The 25,566-nt window shown below is 61.2% G+C and carries 21 protein-coding genes; 14 read left to right on the plus strand and 7 right to left on the minus strand.

Annotated elements, in window-relative coordinates:
* The first annotated feature begins 140 nt into the window (after positions 1-140).
* From AD659_RS03855 to AD659_RS03870, 4 genes are all read left to right on the plus strand, one after another.
* The gene (locus AD659_RS03855) at positions 141-2,006 is read left to right on the plus strand and encodes a DUF1302 domain-containing protein (protein ID WP_053118516.1); all 1,866 of its coding nucleotides are present in this window, start codon (positions 141-143) and stop codon (positions 2,004-2,006) included.
* Between the two features lie 25 nt (positions 2,007-2,031).
* Positions 2,032-3,396: a DUF1329 domain-containing protein gene (locus AD659_RS03860; protein ID WP_053118519.1), complete on the plus strand. Its 1,365-nt coding sequence runs from the start codon at positions 2,032-2,034 to the stop codon at positions 3,394-3,396.
* 393 nt (positions 3,397-3,789) lie between these two features.
* Entirely contained in the window at positions 3,790-6,525 is a 2,736-nt protein-coding gene (locus AD659_RS03865) for a winged helix-turn-helix domain-containing protein (protein WP_053118521.1), read from the plus strand.
* A gap of 219 nt (positions 6,526-6,744) precedes the next feature.
* Positions 6,745-7,245: a methylated-DNA--[protein]-cysteine S-methyltransferase gene (locus AD659_RS03870; RefSeq protein ID WP_053118522.1), complete on the plus strand. Its 501-nt coding sequence runs from the start codon at positions 6,745-6,747 to the stop codon at positions 7,243-7,245.
* A gap of 166 nt (positions 7,246-7,411) precedes the next feature.
* Here the strand turns inward: AD659_RS03870 and AD659_RS03875 are convergent, their stop codons facing one another.
* The 5 genes from AD659_RS03875 to dctP form a co-directional block, all read right to left on the minus strand.
* Entirely contained in the window at positions 7,412-9,319 is a 1,908-nt protein-coding gene (locus tag AD659_RS03875; RefSeq protein WP_053118525.1) for an alkaline phosphatase D family protein, read from the minus strand.
* Positions 9,320-9,580: 261 nt separating this feature from the next.
* Positions 9,581-10,576: a TRAP transporter substrate-binding protein gene (locus AD659_RS03880; protein WP_053118527.1), complete on the minus strand. Its 996-nt coding sequence runs from the start codon at positions 10,574-10,576 to the stop codon at positions 9,581-9,583.
* Between the two features lie 108 nt (positions 10,577-10,684).
* Positions 10,685-11,968: a C4-dicarboxylate TRAP transporter large permease protein DctM gene (gene dctM, locus AD659_RS03885; RefSeq protein ID WP_053118529.1), complete on the minus strand. Its 1,284-nt coding sequence runs from the start codon at positions 11,966-11,968 to the stop codon at positions 10,685-10,687.
* The gene (locus AD659_RS03890; RefSeq protein ID WP_053118531.1) at positions 11,965-12,597 is read right to left on the minus strand and encodes a TRAP transporter small permease; all 633 of its coding nucleotides are present in this window, start codon (positions 12,595-12,597) and stop codon (positions 11,965-11,967) included. The genes dctM and AD659_RS03890 overlap by 4 nt, the downstream gene beginning before the upstream one ends.
* A 66-nt stretch (positions 12,598-12,663) precedes the next feature.
* Positions 12,664-13,659: a C4-dicarboxylate TRAP substrate-binding protein DctP gene (gene dctP / locus AD659_RS03895; RefSeq protein ID WP_053118533.1), complete on the minus strand. Its 996-nt coding sequence runs from the start codon at positions 13,657-13,659 to the stop codon at positions 12,664-12,666.
* Positions 13,660-14,017: 358 nt separating this feature from the next.
* On the opposite strand from dctP, the gene AD659_RS03900 reads away from it, so the two are divergent.
* The 9 genes from AD659_RS03900 (at position 14,018) to AD659_RS03940 (ending at position 22,658) form a co-directional block, all read left to right on the plus strand.
* Positions 14,018-14,530, plus strand: a complete 513-nt coding sequence (locus AD659_RS03900) for a type VI secretion system amidase effector protein Tae4 (protein WP_053118535.1) — start codon at positions 14,018-14,020, stop codon at positions 14,528-14,530.
* Positions 14,527-14,754 carry a hypothetical protein gene (locus AD659_RS03905; RefSeq protein WP_053118537.1) on the plus strand — a complete coding sequence of 76 codons (228 nt, stop codon included), beginning with the start codon at positions 14,527-14,529 and terminating at the stop codon, positions 14,752-14,754. The genes AD659_RS03900 and AD659_RS03905 overlap by 4 nt, the downstream gene beginning before the upstream one ends.
* A 594-nt stretch (positions 14,755-15,348) precedes the next feature.
* Positions 15,349-16,503: a mandelate racemase family protein gene (locus tag AD659_RS03910; protein WP_053118539.1), complete on the plus strand. Its 1,155-nt coding sequence runs from the start codon at positions 15,349-15,351 to the stop codon at positions 16,501-16,503.
* Between the two features lie 71 nt (positions 16,504-16,574).
* The gene (locus AD659_RS03915) at positions 16,575-18,197 is read left to right on the plus strand and encodes an ABC transporter substrate-binding protein (RefSeq protein WP_053118541.1); all 1,623 of its coding nucleotides are present in this window, start codon (positions 16,575-16,577) and stop codon (positions 18,195-18,197) included.
* A gap of 34 nt (positions 18,198-18,231) precedes the next feature.
* Complete coding sequence (locus AD659_RS03920; protein ID WP_018614070.1) at positions 18,232-19,269, plus strand: ABC transporter permease; 1,038 nt, start codon at positions 18,232-18,234, stop codon at positions 19,267-19,269.
* Positions 19,269-20,177, plus strand: a complete 909-nt coding sequence (locus AD659_RS03925) for an ABC transporter permease (RefSeq protein WP_053118543.1) — start codon at positions 19,269-19,271, stop codon at positions 20,175-20,177. The genes AD659_RS03920 and AD659_RS03925 overlap by 1 nt, the downstream gene beginning before the upstream one ends.
* A gap of 9 nt (positions 20,178-20,186) precedes the next feature.
* Complete coding sequence (locus tag AD659_RS03930) at positions 20,187-21,026, plus strand: ABC transporter ATP-binding protein (RefSeq protein ID WP_053118545.1); 840 nt, start codon at positions 20,187-20,189, stop codon at positions 21,024-21,026.
* Between the two features lie 10 nt (positions 21,027-21,036).
* Positions 21,037-21,804: an ABC transporter ATP-binding protein gene (locus AD659_RS03935; protein ID WP_053118547.1), complete on the plus strand. Its 768-nt coding sequence runs from the start codon at positions 21,037-21,039 to the stop codon at positions 21,802-21,804.
* A gap of 131 nt (positions 21,805-21,935) precedes the next feature.
* The gene (locus tag AD659_RS03940) at positions 21,936-22,658 is read left to right on the plus strand and encodes an oligogalacturonate-specific porin KdgM family protein (protein WP_053118550.1); all 723 of its coding nucleotides are present in this window, start codon (positions 21,936-21,938) and stop codon (positions 22,656-22,658) included.
* A 159-nt stretch (positions 22,659-22,817) separates the two neighbouring features.
* On the opposite strand, the gene AD659_RS03945 is transcribed toward AD659_RS03940, so the two are convergent.
* Positions 22,818-23,561, minus strand: a complete 744-nt coding sequence (locus AD659_RS03945) for a FadR/GntR family transcriptional regulator (RefSeq protein ID WP_053118552.1) — start codon at positions 23,559-23,561, stop codon at positions 22,818-22,820.
* A gap of 97 nt (positions 23,562-23,658) precedes the next feature.
* Between AD659_RS03945 and AD659_RS03950 the strand changes: the two genes are divergently transcribed.
* Complete coding sequence (locus AD659_RS03950; protein ID WP_053118554.1) at positions 23,659-24,372, plus strand: FadR/GntR family transcriptional regulator; 714 nt, start codon at positions 23,659-23,661, stop codon at positions 24,370-24,372.
* Positions 24,373-24,434: 62 nt separating this feature from the next.
* Here the strand turns inward: AD659_RS03950 and AD659_RS03955 are convergent, their stop codons facing one another.
* Positions 24,435-25,484, minus strand: coding sequence for a hypothetical protein (locus AD659_RS03955; protein WP_053118556.1), 1,050 nt, complete (start codon positions 25,482-25,484; stop codon positions 24,435-24,437).
* Positions 25,485-25,566: the final 82 nt, after the last annotated feature.

Raw genomic sequence — 25,566 nt, forward strand, 5'->3', positions numbered from 1 at the left:
CTCACGGATTCTCAAGAACGGGGCGCACTCACGAAAGGGCGATGCGACTTCGACGGATGTCGGGACGCTGCCGCTCCCTGCCGCCGAGGTGTTCTTGAAATGTCCATTGCCATAACAATAATGCACATGGAGTAGCGTCGATGACCTCAGCAACCACGTTCTGGCGCCGGGCAAAACTGCCTCTGGCGGTCAGTCTCGCCTCTTCGCTCGCCGGGCCAGCATTCGGCGTCAGTTTCAACATCGGTGAAATCGAAGGCCAGTTCGACTCGTCCCTGTCGGTCGGTGCGAGCTGGTCCACGGCCAAAGCCAACAAGGACCTGATCGGCGTCAACAATGGCGGCAAGGGTTTGTCGCAGACCTCCGACGACGGCCACCTGAATTTCAAGCGAGGGGAAACCTTCTCGAAGATCTTCAAGGGCATCCATGACCTGGAACTGAAGTACGGCGATACCGGCGTATTCGTGCGCGGCAAGTACTGGTACGACTTCGAGCTCAAGGACGAACATCGCCTGTACAAGGACATCAGCGACAACAACCGCAAGGAAGGCGCCCAGTCCTCCGGCGGGCAGATCCTCGATGCATTCGTCTACCACAACTACGCCATTGCCGATCAGCCGGGTTCGGTCCGCTTGGGCAAACAAGTGGTCAGCTGGGGTGAAAGTACCTTCATCCAGGGCGGCATCAACTCCATCAACCCGGTCGACGTGTCCGCGTTCCGTCGCCCAGGTGCCGAGGTCAAGGAAGGCTTGATCCCGGTGAATATGTTCTACGTCTCCCAGAGCCTGACCGACAACCTGTCGGCCGAAGCGTTCTACCAGTTGGAGTGGGACCAGACCGTGGTGGATAACTGCGGCACGTTCTTCTCCCAGCCGGACGTGATTGCCGATGGGTGTAGCGATAACCTGCGGGTGCTGAACAAGCGTTCGACGCTCCCGGCCGCTGCATTGGGCCCAGCGGAGGCGCTTGGTGTCGACGTCAACGAAGAAGGCGTGCTGGTGCGTCGCGGTCCGGATCGCGATGCTCGCGACAGTGGCCAGTGGGGTGTGTCCTTCAAGTACATGTTCGAGCCGCTGGACACCGAGTTCGGTGCCTACTTCATGAACTACCACAGCCGTGCGCCGATTTTCAGTGCCACCGGCGCGCCACAGTCCATTTATGATCTTGCGGCAGGCTTGCCGCCTGCGTTCGCCCGGTTGGCACCTTTGCTGGTTGCGGGCAACTCGAATTACTTCGTCGAATATCCTGAAGACATCCGTCTCTACGGCTTGAGTTTCTCCACCACGCTGCCTACCGGTACGGCGTGGAGCGGTGAGTTGAGCTATCGCCCGAATGCCCCGGTGCAACTGAGCACCACGGATATCCTTTTCGCCGGTGTGACGCCGCTTCCAGGGCTGGGCAATGCATCGTTGCTCCCAGGCTCGCCGGGCCAGGACCTGCATGGCTATAACCGTAAAGAGATCACTCAATTCCAGACCACATTCACCCACTTTTTGGATCAGGTCATGGGTGCCAGTCGTCTGACCCTGGTAGGCGAAGTCGGCATCACCCACGTCGGCGGACTGGAAAGCAAGTCCGACGCGCGCTACGGCCGTGACCCGGTGTTCGGCCCGGGCCAATTGCCAAACGGGTTCTGCGGCTTGCTCAACACCTCGACTGCGGCTGGTGGCGGCCAGACCATCAACGACGTCAACAGCAACTGCAACAACGACGGTTTCACCACCGCCACCTCCTGGGGCTACCGCGCTCGCGCCATCTGGGAATACCCGGACGTATTCGCTGGCGTGAACCTCAAGCCCAACGTGGCCTGGTCCCATGACGTCAAGGGTTACTCGCCAGGCCCAGGCGCCAACTTCGAAGAAGGTCGCAAAGCCGTCAGCCTCGGGCTGGATGCCGAGTACCAGAACACCTACAACGCCAGCCTGGCCTACACCAACTTCTTTGGTGGCGACTTCAGTACCGTGGACGATCGTGACTTCCTGGCGCTCAGCGTCGGCGTGACCTTCTAAGCACCGAATTTCAGGACGACACACTATGAAAATAACAAAGAATCTGATGCAGGCCGGTGTTTTGGGGCTATCCCTGCTGGCCGCCAGCGTCATGGCGGCGGTACCCGCGGCCGAGGCCGACAAACTGGGCAAGAGCCTGACGCCGATGGGCGCCGAGATGGCCGGCAATGCCGATGGCTCGATCTCGGCCTGGAAGCCCATGGCCAAGAACGCCGGTGCCGTGGACAGCAAGGGCTTCCTTGCCGACCCGTTCCCGACTGAGAAACCGCTGTTCACCATCACCGCGCAGAACGTCGAGCAGTACAAGGCCAAACTCGCCCCGGGCCAGTACGCGATGTTCAAGCGCTACCCGGAAACCTTCAAGATGCCGGTCTACCCGACCCATCGCGGCGCCACCGTGCCGGACGAGGTGTTCGCCTCCATCAAGAAGAATGCGGTCAACACCAAGCTGGTGTCTGGCGGCAACGGCCTGGAGAACTTCGAGACGGCCGTGCCGTTCCCGATTCCCCAGAGCGGCGTGGAAGTGATCTGGAACCACATCACCCGCTATCGCGGCGGCAGCGTGACGCGCCTGGTCACCCAGGCCACCCCGCAGCCCAACGGCTCCTACAGCCTGGTGTATTTCCGCGACCAGTTCGTGTTCCGCGACAAGATGAAGGATTTCGATCCGGCCAACCCAGGCAACATCCTGTTCTACTTCAAGCAACAAGTGACCGCGCCGGCGCGCCTGGCCGGTGGCGTGCTGCTGGTGCACGAAACCCTCGACCAAGTGAAGGAGCCGCGTTCGGCATGGGTCTACAACGCTGGCCAGCGCCGTGTGCGTCGTGCCCCGCAAGTGTCCTATGACGGCCCGGGTACCGCCGCCGACGGCCTGCGTACTTCCGACAACCTGGACATGTACAACGGCGCCCCGGATCGCTACGACTGGAAGCTGGAAGGCAAGAAAGAGCTGTACATCGCCGCCAACAGCTACAAGATCGATTCGCCACAACTCAAGTACGCCGACATCATCAAGGCCGGCCATATCAACCAGGACCTGACTCGCTACGAGCTGCGTCGTGTCTGGCATGTGACCGCGACCCTGAAGGAAGGCCAGCGTCACATCTACGCCAAGCGTGACTTCTACATCGACGAAGACACCTGGCAAGCCGCGGTGATCGACCACTACGACGGTCGTGGCCAACTGTGGCGCGTGGCCGAGGCCCATGCCGAGAACTACTACGACAAGCAAGTGCCGTGGTACGCCCTGGAAACCCTCTACGACCTGCAGTCCGGCCGCTACCTGGCGCTGGGCATGAAGAACGAAGAGAAATCGGCCTACGACTTCGGCTTCACCGCCACCACCGCCGACTTCACCCCGAACGCACTGCGTCAGGACGGCATCCGCTAAACCGCTCCACCCGAGGCCGCATCCTCGAAACAACGCCCCGACTGGTTCGGGGCGTTTTTTTTTCCCAACCCAAAACCCCTGTGGCGAGGGAGCTTGCTCCCGCTGGACTCTGTAGGAGCTGGCGAAGCCTGCGATCTTTTGATCTTGTTCTTTCGCTTACGACTCAATTGTCTGTGGCAAGATCGCAGCCTCGTTGCACTCGACAGCTCCTACGGCGCAACCCAGCGGGAGCAAGCTCCCTCGCCACAAGAGCGGTGCTGCCTGAATCTTTCACGTCGGGCGGCATGTAGTCTTTTTGTAGCCATTTGTAGCACTCCCTTCAATACCTCCTCGTTTACCGCTAGTCTGCGGACATCTGCAACGCCGCCACCCGCATTCCAACAAGAGCCGGCCATGACTGATTTGTCTTCACTTCCGGATTCTGCCCGCGCAGCCATCGCGGTACAGGACGGGCGTTTCTACCGCCCGCCCTTGCCCGACGGCCATGTCGTGCGGCCGCGGTTGTGCGAGCGTCTGGCCGCTGGGCTCGGCGGCCGGTTGCTGTTGGTCAGTGCCCCGGCGGGGTTCGGTAAAAGCTCCCTGGCGGTGGAGTTCTGCCAGAGCCTGCCGGGTTATTGGCAAAGCCTCTGGCTGGGGCTCAGTGCCCGGGACAACGATCCGGGGCGTTTTCTGGAGCGCTTGCTCGAAGGGCTGCAGGCCTTTTTCCCGCAACTGGGCGGCCGCGCACTCGGGCTGCTGAAAATGCGCCAGCGCCACCAGCCCTTTGCCTTCGAAGAATGGCTCGATGGCTTGCTGGACGAACTGTCCACGCACTTGTCGCCGCGCAATCCCTTGTTGCTGGTCCTGGACGATTACCACCTGGCCCAAAGCCCGGTGCTGGATCGCTGCCTGCAATTTTTCCTCAATCACCTGCCCGACGGTCTGCTGGTCCTTGTCACCAGCCGCCAGCGTCCGGACTGGCACCTGGCGCGCCTGCGCCTGTCGCGGCAATTGCTTGAACTCAATGAACAAGACCTGCGCCTGACCCATGACGAAGCATTGACCCTGCTTCAGCATCACAGCAGCTCGTTGCGCGGTGAGGCGTTGGAAAACCTGATCCAGCGCAGCGAAGGTTGGGTGGCGGGACTGCGGTTCTGGTTGCTGGCGGCGTCTGAAGCCGGCACTGAAGGCCTGCTGCCCCAGGCCTTGAATGGCGGCGAAGGGTTGATTCGCGATTACCTGCTCGAAGAAGTCATCGATTGCCTGCCCGCCGAGGTGCAGGCGTTCCTCTATGACACGGCCCCTCAGGAACGCTTCTGCAGCGCGCTGTGCGACGCCGTGCGCGAAGCCCATGACAGCGCCGAGATCCTGCGTTACCTGGCGTCCCACCAAGTATTCCTGGTGCCATTGGACGAGCACGGCCATTGGTACCGTTACCACCATCTGTTTTCCGATTTGCTGCGCAGTCGTCCCAGCGCGCCGGCCATGGTCCCGGCCGCGACCCTGCACCTGCGGGCCTGCCGCTGGTTCAACGCCCAGGGCCTGATCGACGAAGCCGTGGAACAGGCGCTGCGGGCCGGCCACCTGGATGTGGCGGCGAACCTGGTGCAGAACCTCTCGGAGGAACAACTACTGGCCGAGCAGAACGTCGGCATGTTGCTGCGCTGGAAAATGGACCTGCCCGACAGCCTGCTCATCAGCACCCCGCGGCTGATCGTGCTCTACAGCTGGGCGTTGGGGCTGGCCTGCCAGTTGGACGCCGCTGAAGAGCTGGCTGCACACTTGAGTCGTTTCCTGCCGGCGCCCTCGGCCACCGCGCAAAAATCCATGCTCGCCCAATGGCTGGCCCTGAGCGGGATCGTCGCCCGTGGCCGCGGCGACCGCGAGGCCACCGTGCGTTATTGCAGCGAAGCCTTGGAGAGTCTGCCGCAGAAACGCTACGGCCAGCGACTGATGTGCCTGTCCACGTTGTCGAACCTGGCGATTGCCGACGGCGACCTGTGGCGCGCTCGGAACCTGAACCGCGACTCCCTGGAGCTGGCGCAGCGGGTCGGCAACCCACTGTTCGAGGCCCTGGCCCATTACGACCGTGCCCGGGTCTTGCAAGCGCGGGGAGAGATCCTCCGGGCGCTGGATGAAGTGCACCAGGGCCTGCAACGTTTGCACAAGCTGTCGCCCCAGCGGCTTTATGCGGTGCGGGCGCGGTTGATCATGTACGAAGGTTTCCTGCTGACCTTGCGCATGCAGCCCCAGGCCGGCCTGGCGCGGTTGCAGGCGGGCCTCACCGAAGCCCGCGCCTGCCGCGACATCAGCGTGCTGATCGGTCACTGCGTGATCGCGCGTATCGAAGGCCACAACGGCGAGTTCGCCCGGGCCTTTGCCGAACTGGCTGAAGCCGAGCGCCTGATGCACATCTGGGACGTTCCGCCGATCTACTACCTGGCGATGATTACCCTGGTCAAATGCGAACTCTGGCTGGCCCAGGGCCGGACCGACCTGGCCGAGGCCTGGCTGGCCCGCCTGGGCCAGACCTACACCGGCGAACGGGCCGCCGCGCCGCCGGAGTTCCACCCGCAACTGCCGCTGCATGTCGAACTGCAACAGGCGGTGCTGGAATCCATTCGAGGTCAACCGATGCTTGCGCAAGGGCGGCTCGATGCTTTGCTGGAACACGGCCAGCAGACCGGCCGGCAAATGCTCAGCGTGATGGCGCTCAACCAGAAAGTCGCCTTGCTGTTGAGTGTCGGACGCGAGCCCGAAGCCCGCCGCACCTTGGCCCAGGCTTTCGAAGCCGCCAGCGGCGGAGTGTTGCAGCCGTTCGAGTGGTTGCTGGGCAAACATTGTGAGTGGTTGCGCGAACAGTTGCTGCACGCGCCACCCAGTACTTTTCGCGAGCATCTGCTCGAACGCCTGCCCTCGACGGTGGCCCAGCCGGTCGACCCCGCCGCACCTGTCGAAACCCTCAGCGGTCGTGAGCGGGCGGTATTACAGTTGATTGCCCAAGGCTGTTCGAACCAGGAGATCAGCGAGCAATTGTTTATCTCGCTGCACACCGTCAAGACCCACGCCAGCCACATCAACAGCAAGCTCGGCGTGGAGCGCCGCACCCAGGCGGTGGCGCGGGCGAAGGCGTTGGGGTTGTTGGGTTGAGCGAAACTCGGAAGCGGGTGAGGGCCCTGTGGCGAGGGAGCTTGCTCCCGCTGGGCTCTGTAGGAGCTGGCGAAGCCTGCGATCTTTTGATCTTGTTCTTTCGCTTACGACTCAATTGTCTGTGGCAAGATCGCAGCCTCGTTGCACTCGGCAGCTCCTACGGCGCAACCCAGCGGGAGCAAGCTCCCTCGCCACAAAGGCTTTGACAAGGAATCCTCGATGTTGCCCCTGTACAAAACCATCCCATCCCCCGTCGGCCAACTGATCCTCGTCGCCCGAGAGACAAGGCTGGCCGCTATCCTGTGGGAAAACGAGCGGCTCAATCGGGTGCGCCTGGGGTCTTTGGAAGAGGACACCCAACATCCGCTCCTCAAGGAAACCGAACGTCAGTTACTGGAATACTTCGCCGGTCAGCGCCGCCATTTCGAGCTGGAGCTGGACTTTGCGGGTACTGATTTCCAGGTCCGGGTCTGGCACGCACTGCTGACCATCCCCTTCGGTGAAACCCGTAGCTACCGCGACATCGCCCTCCAGATCGGCCAACCCACGGCGGTCCGGGCCGTCGGTGCCGCCAATGGCCGCAACCCGATTTCGATCATCGCCCCGTGCCACCGCGTCATCGGCAGCTCCGGCAGCCTCACCGGCTTCGCTGGCGGCCTGGCAGCCAAACAATTCCTGCTCAGCCTCGAAGGTCAGCAGAGCCTGCAATTGGCGTTCTGACCTGCCTGACACCGAAGGAACCCTGTGGGAGCGAGCTTGCTCGCGATAGCGGTGGGTCAGTTGCCGATGGTGCAGGCTGTGGCGCCGTCATCGCGAGCAAGCGCGCTCCCACAATTGTTTTGTTGTGACTGTAAATTTTGCATCCATCCCCACTCCCACACTGTTTTCAGGCCGGTGACGATTTTGGCGGCCGCATGCGTGTCGGTGGTTGACCGTTGGCGTTGTGCTGGTAGATCTGCGCGGGCTGGCCCTGCTCATTGAAGAACACCTGGCCAATGCCGGCGCTGTTCCACAACCGTTCTCCGGCTTCGGCGTGTTCCGGGGTGTGGGGGACGATGCGCATGCTGCGGCGCTTGGTGAACCAGTTCAGGGGCGAGCGCGGCGAGTAGAGCCAGCGGTTCAGACGATCGAACCATTCCAGCAACACCGGTGGAAATTCATTCTTGATGCCGCTGCTGGTGATCTGCCAAATGCGCGGGCCACCCTTTCGGTGTGGGATCAGCACCTCGTAGACGAAGGAATAATGCACATCCCCCGACAGCACCACGTAATTACCGGGTGTACGCGAGTGTCGGAAAATGTTCAGGATCACTTGGGCCGCGCCGCGATGGGCCATCCAGTTTTCCGCATCCACCAGCAGCGGAAAACCGCACCAACTGAACACCCGCTGCACGGTCTCGATCAGCTTCACGCCAAAGATTGGCGCCGGTGAGACGATGATCGCCGAGGGGTGATCCAACAGCTCCTGCTGCAACTCGCTCAGGGCTTCCCAATCCAGCAGGCCGGAAGGCTGCTTGAGGTTGTTCTCGCTGCGCCAGCGGCGGGTGCGGGTGTCGAGCACCACCAAGGCCGGGGTACTTGGCAGCACGTAATGCCAGCGTTGGAAACCCAGCAGGGTATCGATCAGTTGGTCCTGGGGCGCGCTGTCGAGGTAACGGTCCCGGGCGGTGTCGCTCAATGCCAGGGTTTGCGGGAGCACATCAGCAAAGGCATCCGGGTTGTTGCCCCAGCCCTGGCAAAGCATGTAGGCGATCAAGGCGTTGCCGATGATGCGCTTGGAGAACGGGTGACCGTAGGCCGTTTCCTCCCACTGCGCGGACAGGTTCCAGTCATCGGTAATGTCGTGGTCGTCGAAAATCATCAGGCACGACAAGTGCGCAAACACCCGTGCCACGCCGCCCAGCCCAGTCTTGAACGCATCGATGCGTTGCTGTTCCAGGTCGTAGCGCTGGCGCCGTTCGACGGTCAGTTCGGGCGGCTGCACAATGATCAGTGTCCAAGGCACCGGCGACCACACCAGCAAGTACATCGCCATGACCTCGGCGAAGGTCACCAGGTGATTATCGGCGCTGCTGCTGGTGAAGATCGGCTTGCGCGCCCCGCCGAAAAAGCGTTCGCGCAGGGTTTCGTTGCTCTCCAGCGCCGGTAGCAAATCGGCGCGATGGTAATAGCTGGCCGGGTGTTGGTAGAGCTTGGCGCTGTCTTCCACCACGGCGCCGTCCAGGCATTCCTCGAACAGCCCCAAGCGCTCGATCAGTGCATGAATCGCCCGCAGCATGGGGCCGGCGACGTCGTCGGCATAGACCTGGTCGCCGCTCATCATCAACAGCGCCGGGCGTTGCGCCGGGTCTTGCGCCAACAATCGGTCGACACAGAGCAGGCCGTCGTTGGTCGGGTAGTGGGGTTTTCGGCAGGAACCGTGGACCAATTGCTCGATGCGCGAATGCAGCATGAAGTTCGGGCACTGGGCCCCGTCATACAACAGGTGCGGCGCCCATTCGGCGATGGGCGCGTCGTCCACCAGTAGGTCGTAGTCAATCGCCACGTCCTGGGGCAGGGGCTTGTCGAGCCGCACATCGATCAGGTGTACAAACGCCCGCTGCCCCACCGGCACCACGGTGCAGCGCGACGCATCCAGCGCGAGATCGCCGACACCGTCAATGCGCAGCGTCAACGCCAACGCCCGCGTGCCTACCAGCCACATAACCAGGCGCGCAGGCTCCAGCCGCCGTAACAGCGGGCCGACCAGAACAGGGGGCAGGGTAGGGGTGATGTCTGGGGTGGACGACAGCATTAGCGAAAAAAACTCTGTTCAGGGAGAGGCGGGGATCATAGCGCAATGTGCCGGGTTGCTGGGGATGGGGAGGCATTGTGCCAAGCCTGCTTTTGTGGCGAGGGAGCTTGCTCCCGCTGGGGCGCGCAGCGCCCCCAAGACCTGATACCGCGGTGTGTCAGGCAAATATCTGGGGGCTGCTGCGCAGCCCAGCGGGAGCAAGCTCCCTCGCCACAGAGCGTGTTCAGCCAGGGGCATCAAGTGATCCCCAGCCTTGTTACATCATTGGGCCTTGTTGGAAGCCTGGGCTGCCTTGATCAGATCCGCTCCAATGTCCTTTTCGAACTTGGCCCACACCGGTCTCATCTTGTCACGCCAAGCGCTGCGTTCTTGCGGCGTGAGGGCAATGATCTCGGTGGTCTTGGCGTCCAGCACGTGCTGCTTGTCCAGCTGGTTGAATCGTTCCGCTTCCCGGTTGGCATGGGCGGAGGATTCGACCACGATCTTGTCCAGTTCGCTGCGGATATCCGGCGGCAGGCCGTTCCAGAAGTCCGACGTGGTGATCAACATGTAGTCGAGTATGCCGTGGTTGGACTCGGTGACGTATTTCTGCACCTCATTGAGCTTCTGGTTGTAGAAGTTCGAATAGGTGTTTTCCGTGCCGTGGACCAGGCCGGTGCGCAGCCCCTGGTACACCACCGAGAAAATCATCGGTTTGGCTTTGGCATCCACCGCCTTGAACTGCTCCTCCAGTACCGCAGAGGTCTGTATCCGGAACGTCAGGCCACGGGCATCCTCAGGGGTGCGCAATGGCCTGTCGGCCGACAGCTGTTTCATGCCGTTGTGCCAATAGGCCAGGCCGGTGACGTTCTTGCTTTCCATGGACTTGAGCAGCTTCTGGCCCTCGGGGCTTTGCTGAAAACGGTCCACTGCGGCGATGTCGTCGAATAGAAAGGGTAAATCGAACAGCTGCACGGTCTTGGTGTACTGATCGAACTTGGCCAGTGATCGCGCAATGATCTGCACCTCCCCCAGGAGCAACGCTTCCATCTCCTTGTCATCGCCGTACAGCGTGGAGTTGGGGTATACCTCGACCTTCACTTTGCCCGGCAACCGCTCCTCCGCGAGCTTCTTGAACATCAACGCACCCTGGCCCTTGGGCGTTTGTTCGCCTACCACGTGGGAGAACTTGATGACGATCGGCTCAGCCGCCATGACCATGCCCCACGCGCCGAAAGCCAGGGTGCAGGCGAGTGCTTTGCATACAGGTTTTAGCATTGCAAGGTGTCCCTTTTAGTGTCCGAGGGCACAGGGCCGACAGGTCGGCCCCATACCTCTGTGACGGGCAAGTTGTCCTGCGCCCGCCACGGTGTGTGTTTGTAGGGTTTAACTCATCCCCAACCAGTTAGGCAGCACCAGCGAAATCCATGGCACATAGGTAATCAGCACCAGGAACGCCAACAGGATCATCAACCACGGCATCGCCGCACGAATCGTGGCGGGCAGGGACATGCCGGTCACCGCCGAGGTGACGAACAGGTTCAGCCCCACCGGTGGCGTGATCAGGCCAATCTCCAGGTTGACCACCATGATGATGCCCAAGTGAATCGGGTCGATGCCCAGCTTCATGGCGATGGGGAACAGGATCGGTGCCAGGATCAGGATGATCGCCGAAGGCTCCATGAACGCGCCGGCAATCAGCAGCACGATGTTCACCACCAGCAGGAAGGTCACCGGCGTCAACCCGGCATCGATCACCCATGCGGTGATTTGCTGCGGCAGTTGTTCGGTGGTCAGCACATGGGCGAAGAGCATGGCGTTGGCGATGATGAACATCAGCATGATGCTCAGCTTGGCCGACTCCAGCAGCACCTTGGGCGTTTCACGGAACGTGAGGTCCTTGTAGACGAACAAGGCAATGAACGCCGAATACACCGCTGCCACCGCGGCCGCTTCGGTGGGGGTGAACATCCCGGAATAAATCCCGCCGAGGATGATGAACATCAGCAACAGGCCCCAGATCGCCTGGCGTGCCGTGCTCAACCATTCCCGCAGCGTCGCCCGTGGCATTGCCGGCAGGTTTTTCTTCACGGCGACGATGTAGATCGCCACCATCAGGAAAAAACCCAACAGCAAACCGGGAATCACACCGGCCATGAACAACTTGCCCACCGAGGTTTCGGTCGCCGCGGCATACACCACCATCACGATCGAGGGCGGAATCAGGATGCCCAGGGTCCCGGCGTTGCAGACGATGCCGGCGCCAAACGCCTGTGGATAACCCGAACGCACCATCCCGGCAATGGCAATGGAGCCGACCGCCGCCACTGTCGCGGGACTTGAACCCGACAACGCCGCAAACAGCATACAGGCCAGCACCGCCGCAATCGCCAGGCCGCCACGGATATGCCCGACGCAGGCATTGGCAAAATCGATCAACCGTCGCGCCACGCCGCCGGTGGTCATGAACGCACCGGCCAGCAGGAAGAACGGAATCGCCAGCAGCGTGTAGTGCTCGGAGGTTTCGAACAGCTTGATCGCCAGGGAACGGACCGAGTCGGGACTGAAGAAAATGATGGTCAGTGATCCAGCCAGCCCCAACGAAATGGCAATGGGCACGCCGATGAACATCAGTACGAACAGTGCGATGAACAGGAAGGCAATGGTCATGGCTTGTCTTCCTCGTGTTCGGTCAATTTGATGGCTTCGGCCGCTTCATCGGCCAGGCCCAGGCCGGTCTGGCGATTCATCAGGATGCGCACGAGAATTTCCGCGAAACGAATGAACACCAGTGCGAACCCCACCGGCACGATCAGCCCGATATGCCATTGCATGATGCCGAAATGGCCAAGGTCCTCGGCGCCGATCTCGGCAATCATCAAGGTGTTGATCCATTCGAAACTCGCCACCGCCAGCAGCCCGGCGTAGGCGAGGCAGCACAGGCAGGCGATGACACCGATCAAGCGCTGCACCGGTTTGCTCGCCAGCTTCACCAGCGCATCGACGCCGATATGCCCGGCCGTGCGCACGCCGTACGACAGGCCAAAGAAAATCAGCCAGCCAAACAGCGCCTTGGTCAGCGAACTACTCCAGGTCATTGCCTGGGCCATGCCCATGATGTTGTCGCCGATGGCGAACATCGGCTCGCTGGCGGCGGGCCAATGGTCGCCGAGGCTGTAGAAAACCGCGTAGAGGTTGTTGAGTACCACGTAGACGAACGTGACGAGCGTCATGGCGGCCAGGAGAAAGGCAATGAAACCTTCCTCGAAGTGTTCCCAGATGCGCCGGAGGGCGTTCATGGATGACATCTCCTGTAGGGGGGACGACAGGCTGATACCGCCAGGGTGACGGCATCGGCCAACCAATCACTGGGCCTTGTTGGAGGCTTCGGCGGCTTTGATCAGGTCAGCGCCGATATCGCCCTCGAACTTCTTCCACACCGGTTTCATCTTGTCGCGCCACTCGCCGCGTTCTTCTGGCGTCAGGGTGATGATCTCGGTGGTCTTGGCGTCGAGGATGCGTTGTTTGTCGTGCTCGTTGAGTTGCGCCGCCTCTTTGTTCACATGGGCCGTGACGTCCACCAGGATCTTGTCCAGTTCCGTGCGGATGTCCGGCGGCAGGCCATTCCAGAACTTGGTATTGGTAATCAGCATGTAGTCGAGCAAACCGTGGTTGGACTCGGTGATGTACTTTTGCACTTCATGCATTTTCTGGCTGTAGATGTTCGAGTAGGGGTTTTCCGCACCGTTGACCACACCGGTCTGCAAGCCTTGGTACACCTCGGCGAAACTCATCTTTCGCGGGTTGGCGTTCACCGCCTTGAATTGTTCTTCCAGCACTGCCGATGCCTGTACCCGGAACTTCAGGCCCCGGGCATCCTTGGGTTCACGCAACGGCTTGTTTGCCGACAACTGCTTCATACCGTTGTGCCAATAGGCCAGGCCGGTAATGTTCTTGCTTTCCATGGACTTGAGCAGTTTCTGGCCCTCAGGGCTCAACTGGAAGCGATCCACAGCGGAAATGTCATCGAACAGAAACGGCAAGTCGAACAACTGCACCGTCTTGGTGTACTGCTCGAACTTGGCCAGCGATGGCGCAATCATCTGCACGTCGCCCAACAACAAGGCTTCCATCTCCTTGCCGTCGCCGAACAACGAAGAGTTGGGGTAGACCTCGACCTTCACTTTGCCGGGCAGCCGTTCTTCCACCAACTTCTTGAACAGCAGTGCGCCTTGGCCTTTTGGTGTTTGTTCGGCGACCACATGGGAGAACTTGATGACCACCGGATCTGCCGCCATGGCCGTGCTCATCGCACCGAGGGCCAATGTGCAAGCGAGCGCCTTCCAGAGAGGTTTGAACATTAGGGGCTTTCCTCTTGTTTTTAGTATTTTCGTGCGGGCTCATTCAAAACACAGCGCACGGCGGAACAATGATGAGTCTAGGCAGAAAAACAACTTGCGGGGGACGGTTAACGGGAAAAACCGTCCTTTGGCTGTACGTCTCGACAGGTTGCCTCGAACCCTCCTTGCGTCGGGCTGAAACATCACAAACGGGTCATTTCGAAAGGTTTCAGTCGATACCCGTGCCTGGGGCAGGAATCCATAAAGGGGCGGTGATAGCTACTGGCTTTCAATCTCACGCCAGCGCTTATCGAATCCAGGGGGCGAGTGGGTCTGCTAGGCTATTCGTCCAGGATAAAAAACTCATGGAGAGGGCAGAATGTTTACATTCGACACGTTGTGGAACAGCCATCCGCAGATATTTGGTGATGCCGCGCCTTGCAGAACCAATGGCGCCAAGAACTTCAGTGACCAATGCGCGATCAACCTCGGCGTGGCCCTGCGTCGCGCTGGTGCAGACATGAGTCAGCTCAAAAGCGTGCGACATTGCTGGCAACACCCCAACAGCGACGGGCACATATTGGCCGCCGAAGAACTCGCCAAGGCCTTGAGCCGCGCCAGGATTCCTGGCTTGCAAGCCATGAAAACCATTAAAAGCGAGGAATTCGAAGAGACCCTGAGCGGACAGCAGGGCGTTATTTTCTTCAAGGACTTCTGGCGTCGGGCAAACGAAACCACGGCCAACCGCAGCGGCGATCACATCGATCTGTGGGATGGCCGTCGCCTGACGGATTGGCTGAGCTACCCACGTATACAAATGGGTTTTTCGATTGAAGGCACGTTCTCGGACTTTCACGATTCCAAGGACATCTGGTTCTGGAAAGTCATATGAACGTCATCAAGGGAACCTTGTTCGTCCTCCTGATCATCGTGTTGGCGGTCGGCACATTCAATTTGGCGTTCATGGCCGTTGGCAGTTATTTCGGGCCGTTCTACGAGAGCGAAGCAGACCAGAGCCGCAACTTTGCGATCTGGTTGTTTGGCAATGTCGGGGTGGTGGTTGTGGCTGCGGCGGTGGGCATTGTCTGGAGTCGACGGCGCAAACCTCGGATCTAGCCAGCCAAAGTCTGCACAAAACCTGTGACAGGGAGTTCACCCTCAGCAGCCACCGCCTCCCACAGTTTTTGATTGCGGCTGTTCACAAATTCGGCGTCCGCCAGAGATCCCCTGTGGGAGCGAGCCTGCTCGCGAAGACGGCGGCACATCCAACATCACCGCCTCAGATAAACCGCATTCGCGAGCAGGCTCGCTCCCACAGTTTTTGATTGCGGCTGTTCACAAATTCGGCGTCTGCCAGAGATCCCCTGTGGGAGCGAGCTTGCTCGCGATGGCGGCGGCACAGTCAACATCACCGCCTCAGGCAGACTGCTTTCGCGAGCTAGCTCGCTCCCACAGGTTTTACTCTTCCGCTTCGATTTCCAGTCCTCCGTCATCGGGGCCCTCCCGCGGCAAGTCGTATCGTTTTTGCTTTGTGGTATGACGACATTCTGAGTTCCTCTCAGGAAAAATAGCCTCTTTTCTCTAGCTAACCCCAGGGCATCCCAATTTTTATTGATTTTGTGGGTTGACAGTCCACGCGAAACGTCAGAATAATCCGATACGTTGTATGACGACATACAAATAAACAATAACAACAGGGTGCTCCCTTCTATGAGAATCACAGGCGTTCACGTCGAAGTCTTTTCCACACCTTCGCGCCGTGCCCAGGACAGCGCCGGTCACGCCCACCCGGGCGATGAGGTCATGATCAAGATGGCCTTGCTGCGAATCGGCTGCGACGATGGCTCCGAGGGTTATGCCTTTGGCCCGCCTGAGTTGATTCGTCCGCACATCATCGAATCCTTCGTGCGCAAAGTGCTGATCGGTCGCAACCCGATGGACCGTGAAAGCATCTGGCAAGACCTGGCGCACTGGCAGCGCGGCAGCGCCGGGCAGTTCACCGACCGGGCGCTGGCGCTGGTGGAGCAAGCGTTGTGGGACCTGGCCGGGCGCACGCTCAAGTTGCCGGTGCACAAGTTGATTGGGGGTTATCGCGACAAGGTCCCGGCGTACGGCTCGACGATGTGCGGCGATGACCTGCCGGGTGGTCTGTCGACGCCGGACGAGTACGGTCAGTTCGCCGAGAAGCTGGTGCAGCGCGGCTACAAGGCCATCAAGTTGCACACCTGGATGCCGCCGATTTCCTTCGCGCCGAATCCGCACATGGACATCCAGGCCTGCGCCGCCGTGCGTGAGGCGGTGGGGCCGGACATCGCGCTGATGCTCGATGGTTATCACTGGTACAGCCGCATGGACGCGCTGACCATTGGCAAGGCGCTGCAAAAGCTGAATTTCGCCTGGTTCGAAGAACCGATGATGGAAGACTCCGCAGAGTCCTATGCCTGGCTGGCGGCCAACCTGGACATCCCGGTGCTGGGCCCGGAAAGCATCGCCGGCAAGTTCCATAGCCGCGCCAGTTGGGTGACCCAGAAGTCCTGTGACATCCTGCGCGCCGGCGTGGCCGGGGTCGGGGGGATCGGGCCGTGCCTGAAGGTGGCGCACCTGGCCGAGTCGTTCGGCATGGATTGCGAGGTCCACGGCAACGGCGCGGCGAACCTGGCGGTGGTCGGGGCCATCAGCAATTGCCGTTGGTACGAACGCGGCCTGCTGCACCCGTTCCTCGACTATGAAGAGGTCCCGGCGCACCTCAACAGCATCGTCGACCCCATGGACGCCGACGGTTTTGTGCACCTGTCCGACCGGCCGGGGTTGGGCGAAGACATCAACTTCGCGTATATCGAGGCCAATACCTTGTCCCGACATTGATCCTGTTCCACGCCTGAGGCTGATGGCTGCCCGGGCGACAAGTCTTAATAAATATAAGAAAGGACTGAACCATGAATCTCTGGCCCAAGCGCCTGACCAGGCTGCTGTGTGTCACCGTGGCCCTGTGTACAGTGCAGGTGCCCGTCAGCCTGGCCCAAGGCGAAACGCCCCCCGACCAATTGGTGGTGGGTATGAGCATGATCAACCTGCTGTCCCTGGACCCCGCCGCGGCGACGGGGCTGGAGGTCGCCGAGGTCAACGCCAACGTCTACGACATGCTCCTGGAGCAAGATGCGGCGCAGCCGGACACGCTGATTCCGGCTCTGGCGAAAACCTGGGACGTCAGCCCCGACCGCATGCGCCTGACCTTCCAGCTGCGCGACGACGTACGTTTTCACTCCGGTGCGCCACTGACCGCCCAAGACGTCGCCTGGTCGTTGCAGCGTGTGGTCACCCTCAACCGCGCCCTGGCCTCCACCTGGAAAGCCTACGGTTTCACCGCCGACAACGTCGTCAAACTGATGCGCGCCGAAGGGCCGCACACCTTTGTCATGGAGTTGCCACGCGTCACTGACCCGATGCTGGTGCTCAACACGCTGGCGACTTCACCCAGTGCCTTCATCATCGATCGCAGCGTCGCCTTGCAGCATCAGGTCAGTGACGATCAGGGCGCGGCGTGGCTGGCGACGCATACGGCTGGGTCCGGCGCGTTCAAGCTCGACATCTGGCGCGCCAATGACGTGATCCTGATGAGTCGCAATGACGACTATTGGCGCGGCGCGGCGAAGTTGCGCCGGGTAATCATGCGCAACATGACCGAGTCTCAGGCCCTGCGGCTGATGGTCGAGCGCGGTGACCTGGACGTCGCCCGGGGCATGGCCGCCACCGACATCCAGGCGCTGGGCAAGGTCGATGAAGTGCGCATCCAGAGCATCGCCCGGGGCACGCTGTACTACGTGGCGATGAGCATGCAGCAACCGTTGTTCCAGGACATCCGCGTGCGCCAGGCCATCCGCCTGCTGATCGACTACCAGGGCATCAACGACGTGGTCATGCCGCACTACGGCGTGATCAATCAGCGGCCCTTGCAGTTGGGTCTGCCGGCACGCCTGGACGATCCGGGCTATCGCCTTGACGTGGCCGAAGCCAAGCGCCTGTTGGCGGCGGCCGGGCATGCCGAAGGCTTCAAGGTGACCATCCGTTCGCTGACCGATCCGCCGTTCATCAACATCGCCACCAGCCTCCAGGCGACGCTGGCCCAGGCGGGTATCCAGGCGACGATCATCACCGGCACCGGCAACCAGATCTATGGGGCGATGCGCGACCGCCAGTTCGACATCCTCGTCGGTCGTGGCGGTGGCGGGGCGGAGCGTCATCCGCATTCGAGCCTGCGGGCCCTGGTGTACAACCCGGACAACCGCACCGAAGCCAAGCTGAGCAACTTCCAGGGCTGGCGCACCTCGTTCTTCAACCCGCAGCTCAATCAACTGATCGAGCAAGCCGAACGCGAGCGTGACCCCGAGCGCCAGCGGGAAATCTATGCGCAGATCCAGACCCTCTACGACCAACAGGCCGGGGCGATCATGCCGGTCTCACAGATGGTGGACGAAGTGGTAATCCACGCCGACGTGCGTAACTACATCGGCCACACCGCCGCCACCACGCGTCTTCGGGACGTCTACAAGCAGCGCTGAAATCGACGGCCACAGGGCCAAGGCAGGAATGAACATGTCGACTGCATCCTTTTCAATCTGGACCACCCGGGCCGCTTCGGCGACCCGGCGCGGCGGCTCGGTGGCGGTGACGCTGCTGGGGTTGCTGCTGCTGACCTTTTTCATCGGACGGGTGATGCCCCTGGACCCGGTGCTGGCCATCGTCGGCCCGGACGCCGACGCCTCGGCCTACGCCCAGGTGTACAAAGAACTGGGCCTGGACAAACCGTTGTGGACCCAGTTCGCGATCTACCTCGGCGACCTGCTGCACGGTGACTTCGGCATGGCCTTGCTGACCGGCAACCCGGTCATCACTGACATCGCCCGGGTCTTCCCGGCCACCTTGGAACTGGCCACCCTCGCCATTTTGTTCGGCGTGTTGGCGGGCCTACCGTTGGGCGTCTACGCGGCGACGCATCAGGGCCGTGCCGGTGACCATGTCGCGCGGCTGATCACGCTGTTCGGTTACTCCACGCCGATTTTCTGGATCGGCATGATGGCCTTCCTGGTGTTCTACGCCTGGCTGGGTTGGGCCGGCGGCGTCGGACGCATCGGTCTGGCCTACGACGGGCTGATCCCGAAACACACAGGGTTGCTGTTGATCGACACCGCCTGGTCTGGCGAGTGGGAGGCCTTTCGCAGCGCACTGCGACACATCCTGTTGCCGGCGGTGATCCTCAGCTTCAACTCGGTCGCCTACATCAGCCGCATGACCCGCAGTTTCATGCTCGAGCAACTGTCCCAGGAGTACATCATCACCGCCCGGGTCAAGGGCTTGTCCCAGCGCCGCATCGTCTGGGGCCATGCCTTCGGCAACATCCGCGTGCAGCTGTTGACCATCGTCGCGCTGGCCTACGGCGGCCTGCTGGAAGGCGCGGTGCTGATCGAAACCGTGTTCGCCTGGCCGGGCTTCGGCCAGTACCTGACCAGCAGTTTGCTGCTCGGTGACATGAACGCGGTGATGGCTTGCGTGCTGCTGATCGGCCTCATCTTCGTGACGCTGAACCTGATCAGCGATGCGCTGTACAAGATCTTCGACCCGAGGACTCGCTAATGAACCTGCCCCTTGCTTCCAGCGCCCCTGGCAGCGCCACGTTGCCGGCGTCCAGTACGGCGGCGATGGTCGCCAGCACCTTGCGCCTGTTGCGTTTTTTGCTGCGCAACCCGATGACCTTCGCTGGCCTGATCGTCGTTGCGACCTTGATGCTAGTCGCGGTCTTCGCGCCCTGGATCGCCGGCCACGATCCGCTGCTGCAGAACCTCGCCGGAGCCTTGCAGGCACCCAGCGGCGCGCACTGGTTCGGTACTGACGAATACGGTCGCGATGTCTTCGCGCGGCTGGTGTATGGCTCGCGCATCACCCTGTACATCGTCTTGCTGGTGACGGTGATCGTCGGCCCCATTGGCCTGCTGGTCGGGACGGTGTCCGGCTACTTCGGCGGTTGGGTCGACAGCCTGTTCATGCGCATCACCGACATCTTCATCTCGTTCCCCAGCCTGGTCCTGGCGCTGGCCTTCATCGCCGCTCTCGGCCCGGGGCTGGAGCACGCGGTGATCGCCATCGCACTCACCGCCTGGCCGCCGATTGCCCGGCTCGCCCGCGCCGAAACTCTGCCATTGCGCAACGCCGACTTCGTTGTCGCGGTGCAGCTTCAAGGCGCGTCGAGCACCCGGATCATCCTGCGCCACATCATCCCGATGTGCCTGTCGTCGGTGATCATCCGCCTGACCATGAACATGGCGAGCATCATCCTCACCGCCGCCGCCCTGGGCTTTCTCGGCCTCGGCGCCCAGGCACCGTTGCCGGAGTGGGGCGCGATGATCTCCACCGGGCGGCGCTACATGCTCGAAAGCTGGTGGCTGGTGGCGGCGCCGGGTGCGGCGATCATGCTGGTCAGCCTGGCCTTCAACCTGTTGGGCGACGGTTTGCGCGACGTCCTCGACCCCCGCAGCCAATCCTGAGGAACGGCCATGACTGAGATAAAACTTGCGGTACAGGACTTGTGCGTTGAGTTTCGCAACGCCGGCAAAACCTCGCAGGCAGTGCGTGATGTGTCGTTCACCCTGGGGCGGGAAAAACTCGCCATTGTCGGCGAGTCCGGCTCGGGCAAATCCACCGTCGGCCGCAGCCTTTTACGCCTGCATCCACCGACGGCGCGGGTCACCGCCAAGACCTTGCGCTTCGCCGATATCGACCTGTTGGCCGCCAGCGAAAAGCAGATCCAGGCGATTCGCGGCGCGCGCATGTCGATGATCATGCAAGACCCCAAGTACTCGCTGAACCCGGTGGTGCGGGTCGGCGAACAAATCGCCGAGGCCTACCTGGCCCATCACAAGGTGCCCCATCGCGAAGCCCGCGAACGTGCCCTGGACATGCTCGCCAAGGTGCACATTCGCGATCCTCGGCGGGTCTATGACCTATATCCGCACGAGGTCTCGGGCGGCATGGGCCAGCGGATCATGATCGCCATGATGGTAATCACCGATCCCCAGGTGATCATCGCCGACGAACCCACTTCGGCGCTGGACGTGTCGGTGCGCCGACAGGTGCTCAACGTGCTGGAAGAGCTGGTCAGCGAGCGTGACCTGGGGCTGATTTTCATCAGCCACGACCTGAACCTGGTGCGGCATTTCTGTGATCGTGTGCTGGTGATGTACGCCGGGCGCGTGGTCGAGTCGATTGCCGCCGCCGACCTGGATCACGCCACCCATCCCTACACCCAAGGCCTGTTGGCCGCACTGCCGAGCCTGGACCATCCGCGCGCCACGCTACCGGTGTTGCAGCGTGACCCCCACTGGTTGAATGCTTGAGGAGCCTGTCATGAGCATGATTGAAATCGCCGGCCTGAACCTCAGTTTTGGCACCGGCGCGGCACTGAACGCGGTACTGCATGACGTCGATTTGCGCGTGGCCGAAGGCGAGGCATTCGGCCTGGTGGGGGAGTCCGGTTCGGGCAAGACCACCGTGCTGCGCTGCCTGGCCGGGCAGTATCAGCATTGGAGCGGACAACTGCGGGTCGCCGGGCAAGCCGTGACGCGAAAGCTGCCGCTGAACCATTACCGCACGGTGCAGATGGTGTTCCAGGATCCGTATGCCTCGTTGCATCCGCGCTACACCATCGATGCTGCGCTGCAAGAACCGCTGCGCATCCATGGCATCGACGGGCGTGCCCAGAAGGTCAGCGAGATCCTGCGCAAGGTCGGCTTGAACGACAGCTTCCGCTTCCGTTATCCGCACCAGTTGTCCGGCGGCCAGCGCCAACGCGTGGCGATTGCCCGGGCGCTGATCCTGCGTCCTCGGGTGCTGTTGCTGGACGAGCCGACCTCGGCGCTGGACGTCTCGGTGCAGGCGGAAATCCTCAACCTGCTGGCCGACTTGCGCCGCCAGGAAGGGCTGACCTACCTGATGGTCACCCACGATCTGGCGGTGGTGGCGCATCTGTGTGATCGGCTGGCGGTGATGCAGCAGGGCCGGGTGGTGGAGACGCTCGACAGTCATCTGCTGGCGAGCGATGGCGCCACCCATGCGTACACCCGTTTGCTGGTGCAAGCCAGCCGCGACATACAGCGAATACCGATCGCTGTCTGAGGTAACTGTTTCGTTGCACGTGTTTTAACCCGAAGAAGACGTTGAACCGCAGGTTTCAATGCCGCGCACGCGCTCGCCTGTGATTTGGCGTTCAACCCAACTAAATCATTCAACTAACAAGAATAAAAAACATGAAAAAGACACTCGTCGTGCTGTCCCTCGCTTCCTTGTTCACTTCCCTTGTTGCCGTGGCCGACACCGGTTATATCAACGTACGCCACCAGTATGCGGAACAGACCCGCATGCACGCCGACCGCGCCAAGTTCGGCATGCGCCTGGACAACGGCGTGGGGCTGGAAGGTGAACTCAAATACAAGACCGCCGGTGATCGCGAAGACGTCGCCTTCGACAACACCGTCGGCAGCGGCCATGAATTCACCGTCAACTACCAGCACAAGATCAATGATCGCTGGACATTGACGCCCTCGTTCGCCATGGAAAGCGATGAGGAATCCACCACCTACAAGATGGGCATGCGCCTGGGCTACAAGATCACCAAGGAGCTGAGCATCGCCGGACGCTACCGTTACGATTCCTCCAAGCTCGACCGCGACCAGATCGACCGTGACGTGCCGGACAACGGCCAGGACGACCAGAAGATCCATCGCTACGACGTGTACATCAACTACGCGAATCAGGGGCCGTGGGCGTATGAATATCAACTGACGTACTTCGATGCCAACTACATCCGTTATAACGGCGGCACCGACGACTATGAGCAGAATGCCGTGGTCAAGTACAAGTGGGATAAGCGCTGGGCGCCGTTTTTTGAAGTGGGGGATATCAAAGTCAACTCCGTCGACAACGATCGTCAACTGCGCCTGCGGGTCGGTATTCAATACAACTTTTTCTGAGTTGCAGAGCGGGCCCTACAGGCAGCACTGCTAATTTAAGGAATAGATGAACCTGTGGCGAGGGAGCTTGCTCCCGCTGGGCTGCGCAGCAGTCCTTCTTTGTGGGCGCTTCGCGCCCAAGCGGGAGCAAGCTCCCTCGCCACAGGGGCCTATGGGCGCTTATTCGTTGTAGAACGCCTGACGTTGTTGCGTTTCACACAGGCGCATGCGGCTGTTGCTCAAGTGCAGGTACATGGCCGCCCGCGCCGCGTCGACATTGCCGCTGGCGATGGCGTCGAAGATCTGCTGGTGTTCGGCATTGATTCCTTGCAGGTAAGCACTGCGGTCACTTTGTCCGGAATAGGCGGAGTTCATGCGCGTACGCGGGATCAGCTTCGTGCCCAGGTGCTTCATGATGTCGATCAGGTAGTAATTGCCGGCGGCCTTGGCGATTTTCAGATGGAACTGAAAATCGGCATTGATGGTGGTACCGGATTTTTCCGGCCCCTGCAGCAATGCCTCCAGCGCCTGGGCCAGCTCGGCCAGGGCTTCGGGGGTCGCGCGTTGCGCCGCCATGCCCGCAGCCTGGACTTCCAGGCTCAGGCGAAACTCCAACAGGTTGAGCACATCCGACAACGTGGCAATCGTCGCCGGCCCCAAGGTGAAGCCCTCCGGTGCCGGCATGTCGAGGACAAAAGTGCCGACGCCATGGCGCGTTTCCACCAGCCCCGCCGCCTGCAAGCGCGACAGCGCTTCACGCACCACCGAACGACTGACGCCTTCGGCCTCCATGATATGCACTTCGGTGGGGAGCTTTTCCCCGCACTTGAGGACGCCGTCGCGCATGCGCTGGGCAAAACGGTCGACCAGGGTTTCGGCGAGGCGGCGTGGCTTGTTCAGTGGAGATAACGCTTGATCCGTCATCGGCGTGCTCTAGTGTGATCAGCGGGCATTATAGTGAGTTTTGGCGCAAGGTCGCGGCTATAATGCCGCGATCGTCTGGCTTTAATGGATAGGTGCAATGGACCGTGTCACACCCGATCGACGCCTGAGCATGACCCAGCAACTGGTGGTCGACCTGACGCAGCAGATACTGGCCGGCGAACTGCCTGCGGGCAGCAAGTTACCCACCGAACAAGTCATCATCAAGGAGCGCGGCGTCAGCCGGACAGTCGTGCGCGAAGCCATGTCGCGACTCCAGGCCGAAGGCTTGGTGGAAACCCGTCACGGCATCGGTACCTTCGTAGTGGACACCGCCCGCCCCGGTGATTTCCAGGGCAGCAAACACGTCAAGGGTGGCGCCTACGATGCGCTGGCTGTGATCGAACTGCGCCTGAGCCTGGAGGTGGAAGCCGCCGGCATTGCCGCCCAACGCGCCACGCCGGAGCAGTTGCAGGCGATGCGTGAAGCGCTCGACGCGGCGAATGCTGTTGACCCAACGGATGACGAAAACGCCCGGGTCGATTTCGAATTTCATTTGCAGATCGCCCAGTGCACCGGCAACAGCTTTTTCATCGACGCCATGGCCCATGTGGGCAATACGTTGATCACGGTCGTGCAACAGGCCGGGCCGGCGGTGACGGGGGAAAACCGGGCGTTGGTGGTGCGTGAGCGGGAGCAGGTCTACGCGGCGTTGGCACGGCATGATGGGGACGCGGCGCGGGCGTCGATGCGGTTGCATTTGATCAACATGCAGCAGCGGGTCCAGGGTGTGGTCGAGTCGACGGCGCAATAACCTCCCACCGCAGAACCCTGTGGGAGCGAGCCTGCTCGCGATGACGGTGGCCCATTCGCTTGCTAGTTGCGCTTCCAGCACTCCGCAAACCGCGCACATACCCCGTAACGCTCATCCATCTGCGCCATCCTCTCCAGGTGATGACCTACAGCTTCGACCGTCACCCCATTCCCGATCCGGAAGTACTCCACCATCATCGCGACGTCCAGGTCGATCTCGGCTTTCTCCGGCTTGGCATTGGCGGTTTTCGGCGATGCCCACTGCTCCAACTGCTCATCCTTCAACTGCCGCAGACGCGTCTGGTATTCGTCCTTGAAGCGTTCCATCGAGTGCGCCTTGTTCTGCGCCATATCATCGCCAAACGTCTTCAGGTTTTCCCGGTACAGCGTCCAGTAGTCAACCGGCAGGTCGAAGCCGAGCTTGGCCTTGCGTTCGCTGATCAGGGTGTCCAGCTTCTCTGGCGAATAACTCTCGACTTTTTCCTTGGCCGGATCGGTCTTCACCGTGACGACCAGGCTTTTATCGATGACCCGGCTCATCAGCTCCAGGCGATGGGGCGTGTCCGGGTAGGTCTTGGGGAACAGCGCATTGCGGCCGGCGCAGGCGGGAAAGTCTTTTTTCAGGATCGGGATCGGTGTGCGCACGTCCTTGCCGTCGACCCGTTGCAAGCGTTGCAACTGAGTCAGGCAGAAGTTCTTCTCGGACTTGAACGTCACCTCGTATTCGGCATTGGCCTCGGGCGTAAAGTTGAAGCCCTTGCCGCACACGGCATAACCGCTGTTCATGTTGGTGCGCAGGTGAATCTGCTCACCGGGCTTGAGCTTGACCTCCAAATAACCCCTGGCATCCTTGGGCGCCGGAACGCTCATCCCCACCCGCCGCGCGGTATCGCTCAGCAGCATATTGTTGAGAATGCCAGTGGTTTGCCCGTCGCAATGGGCTGCGTCGAAATAATCCAGCGTGGCGTTGCTGGTATTGGCGACGAACCGCAACTTGGCGGCGTCCGGTTCGATGGCATCGGGGTAACTGCCGTTGACGCTGCAACCGCCGAGCAATACGAACAACGCGGACAATGCTAACAACGGGGCGGGACAGCGAGGCAGGGCGAGCATAGTCATCCTTGAAGGATCGATAAAGTTGGCGGATGCTACTGAAGTGCCACTATTGTGTCTATCACCTGCCGCTGGGCTGTAG

It is taken from the genome of Pseudomonas thivervalensis, assembly GCF_001269655.1.
In the GTDB taxonomy this organism is placed as follows: domain Bacteria; phylum Pseudomonadota; class Gammaproteobacteria; order Pseudomonadales; family Pseudomonadaceae; genus Aquipseudomonas; species Aquipseudomonas thivervalensis.

What these genes read in the sequence shown, in the direction of transcription:
- AD659_RS03855 (WP_053118516.1), top strand. Translation starts at nt 141, where the DNA reads ATGACCTCAGCAACCACGTTCTGGCGCCGGGCAAAACTGCCTCTGGCG.
- AD659_RS03860 (WP_053118519.1), top strand. Translation starts at nt 2,032, where the DNA reads ATGAAAATAACAAAGAATCTGATGCAGGCCGGTGTTTTGGGGCTATCC.
- AD659_RS03865 (WP_053118521.1), top strand. Translation starts at nt 3,790, where the DNA reads ATGACTGATTTGTCTTCACTTCCGGATTCTGCCCGCGCAGCCATCGCG.
- AD659_RS03870 (WP_053118522.1), top strand. Translation starts at nt 6,745, where the DNA reads ATGTTGCCCCTGTACAAAACCATCCCATCCCCCGTCGGCCAACTGATC.
- AD659_RS03875 (WP_053118525.1), bottom strand. Translation starts at nt 9,319, where the DNA reads ATGCTGTCGTCCACCCCAGACATCACCCCTACCCTGCCCCCTGTTCTG.
- AD659_RS03880 (WP_053118527.1), bottom strand. Translation starts at nt 10,576, where the DNA reads ATGCTAAAACCTGTATGCAAAGCACTCGCCTGCACCCTGGCTTTCGGC.
- dctM (WP_053118529.1), bottom strand. Translation starts at nt 11,968, where the DNA reads ATGACCATTGCCTTCCTGTTCATCGCACTGTTCGTACTGATGTTCATC.
- AD659_RS03890 (WP_053118531.1), bottom strand. Translation starts at nt 12,597, where the DNA reads ATGAACGCCCTCCGGCGCATCTGGGAACACTTCGAGGAAGGTTTCATT.
- dctP (WP_053118533.1), bottom strand. Translation starts at nt 13,659, where the DNA reads ATGTTCAAACCTCTCTGGAAGGCGCTCGCTTGCACATTGGCCCTCGGT.
- AD659_RS03900 (WP_053118535.1), top strand. Translation starts at nt 14,018, where the DNA reads ATGTTTACATTCGACACGTTGTGGAACAGCCATCCGCAGATATTTGGT.
- AD659_RS03905 (WP_053118537.1), top strand. Translation starts at nt 14,527, where the DNA reads ATGAACGTCATCAAGGGAACCTTGTTCGTCCTCCTGATCATCGTGTTG.
- AD659_RS03910 (WP_053118539.1), top strand. Translation starts at nt 15,349, where the DNA reads ATGAGAATCACAGGCGTTCACGTCGAAGTCTTTTCCACACCTTCGCGC.
- AD659_RS03915 (WP_053118541.1), top strand. Translation starts at nt 16,575, where the DNA reads ATGAATCTCTGGCCCAAGCGCCTGACCAGGCTGCTGTGTGTCACCGTG.
- AD659_RS03920 (WP_018614070.1), top strand. Translation starts at nt 18,232, where the DNA reads ATGTCGACTGCATCCTTTTCAATCTGGACCACCCGGGCCGCTTCGGCG.
- AD659_RS03925 (WP_053118543.1), top strand. Translation starts at nt 19,269, where the DNA reads ATGAACCTGCCCCTTGCTTCCAGCGCCCCTGGCAGCGCCACGTTGCCG.
- AD659_RS03930 (WP_053118545.1), top strand. Translation starts at nt 20,187, where the DNA reads ATGACTGAGATAAAACTTGCGGTACAGGACTTGTGCGTTGAGTTTCGC.
- AD659_RS03935 (WP_053118547.1), top strand. Translation starts at nt 21,037, where the DNA reads ATGAGCATGATTGAAATCGCCGGCCTGAACCTCAGTTTTGGCACCGGC.
- AD659_RS03940 (WP_053118550.1), top strand. Translation starts at nt 21,936, where the DNA reads ATGAAAAAGACACTCGTCGTGCTGTCCCTCGCTTCCTTGTTCACTTCC.
- AD659_RS03945 (WP_053118552.1), bottom strand. Translation starts at nt 23,561, where the DNA reads ATGACGGATCAAGCGTTATCTCCACTGAACAAGCCACGCCGCCTCGCC.
- AD659_RS03950 (WP_053118554.1), top strand. Translation starts at nt 23,659, where the DNA reads ATGGACCGTGTCACACCCGATCGACGCCTGAGCATGACCCAGCAACTG.
- AD659_RS03955 (WP_053118556.1), bottom strand. Translation starts at nt 25,484, where the DNA reads ATGCTCGCCCTGCCTCGCTGTCCCGCCCCGTTGTTAGCATTGTCCGCG.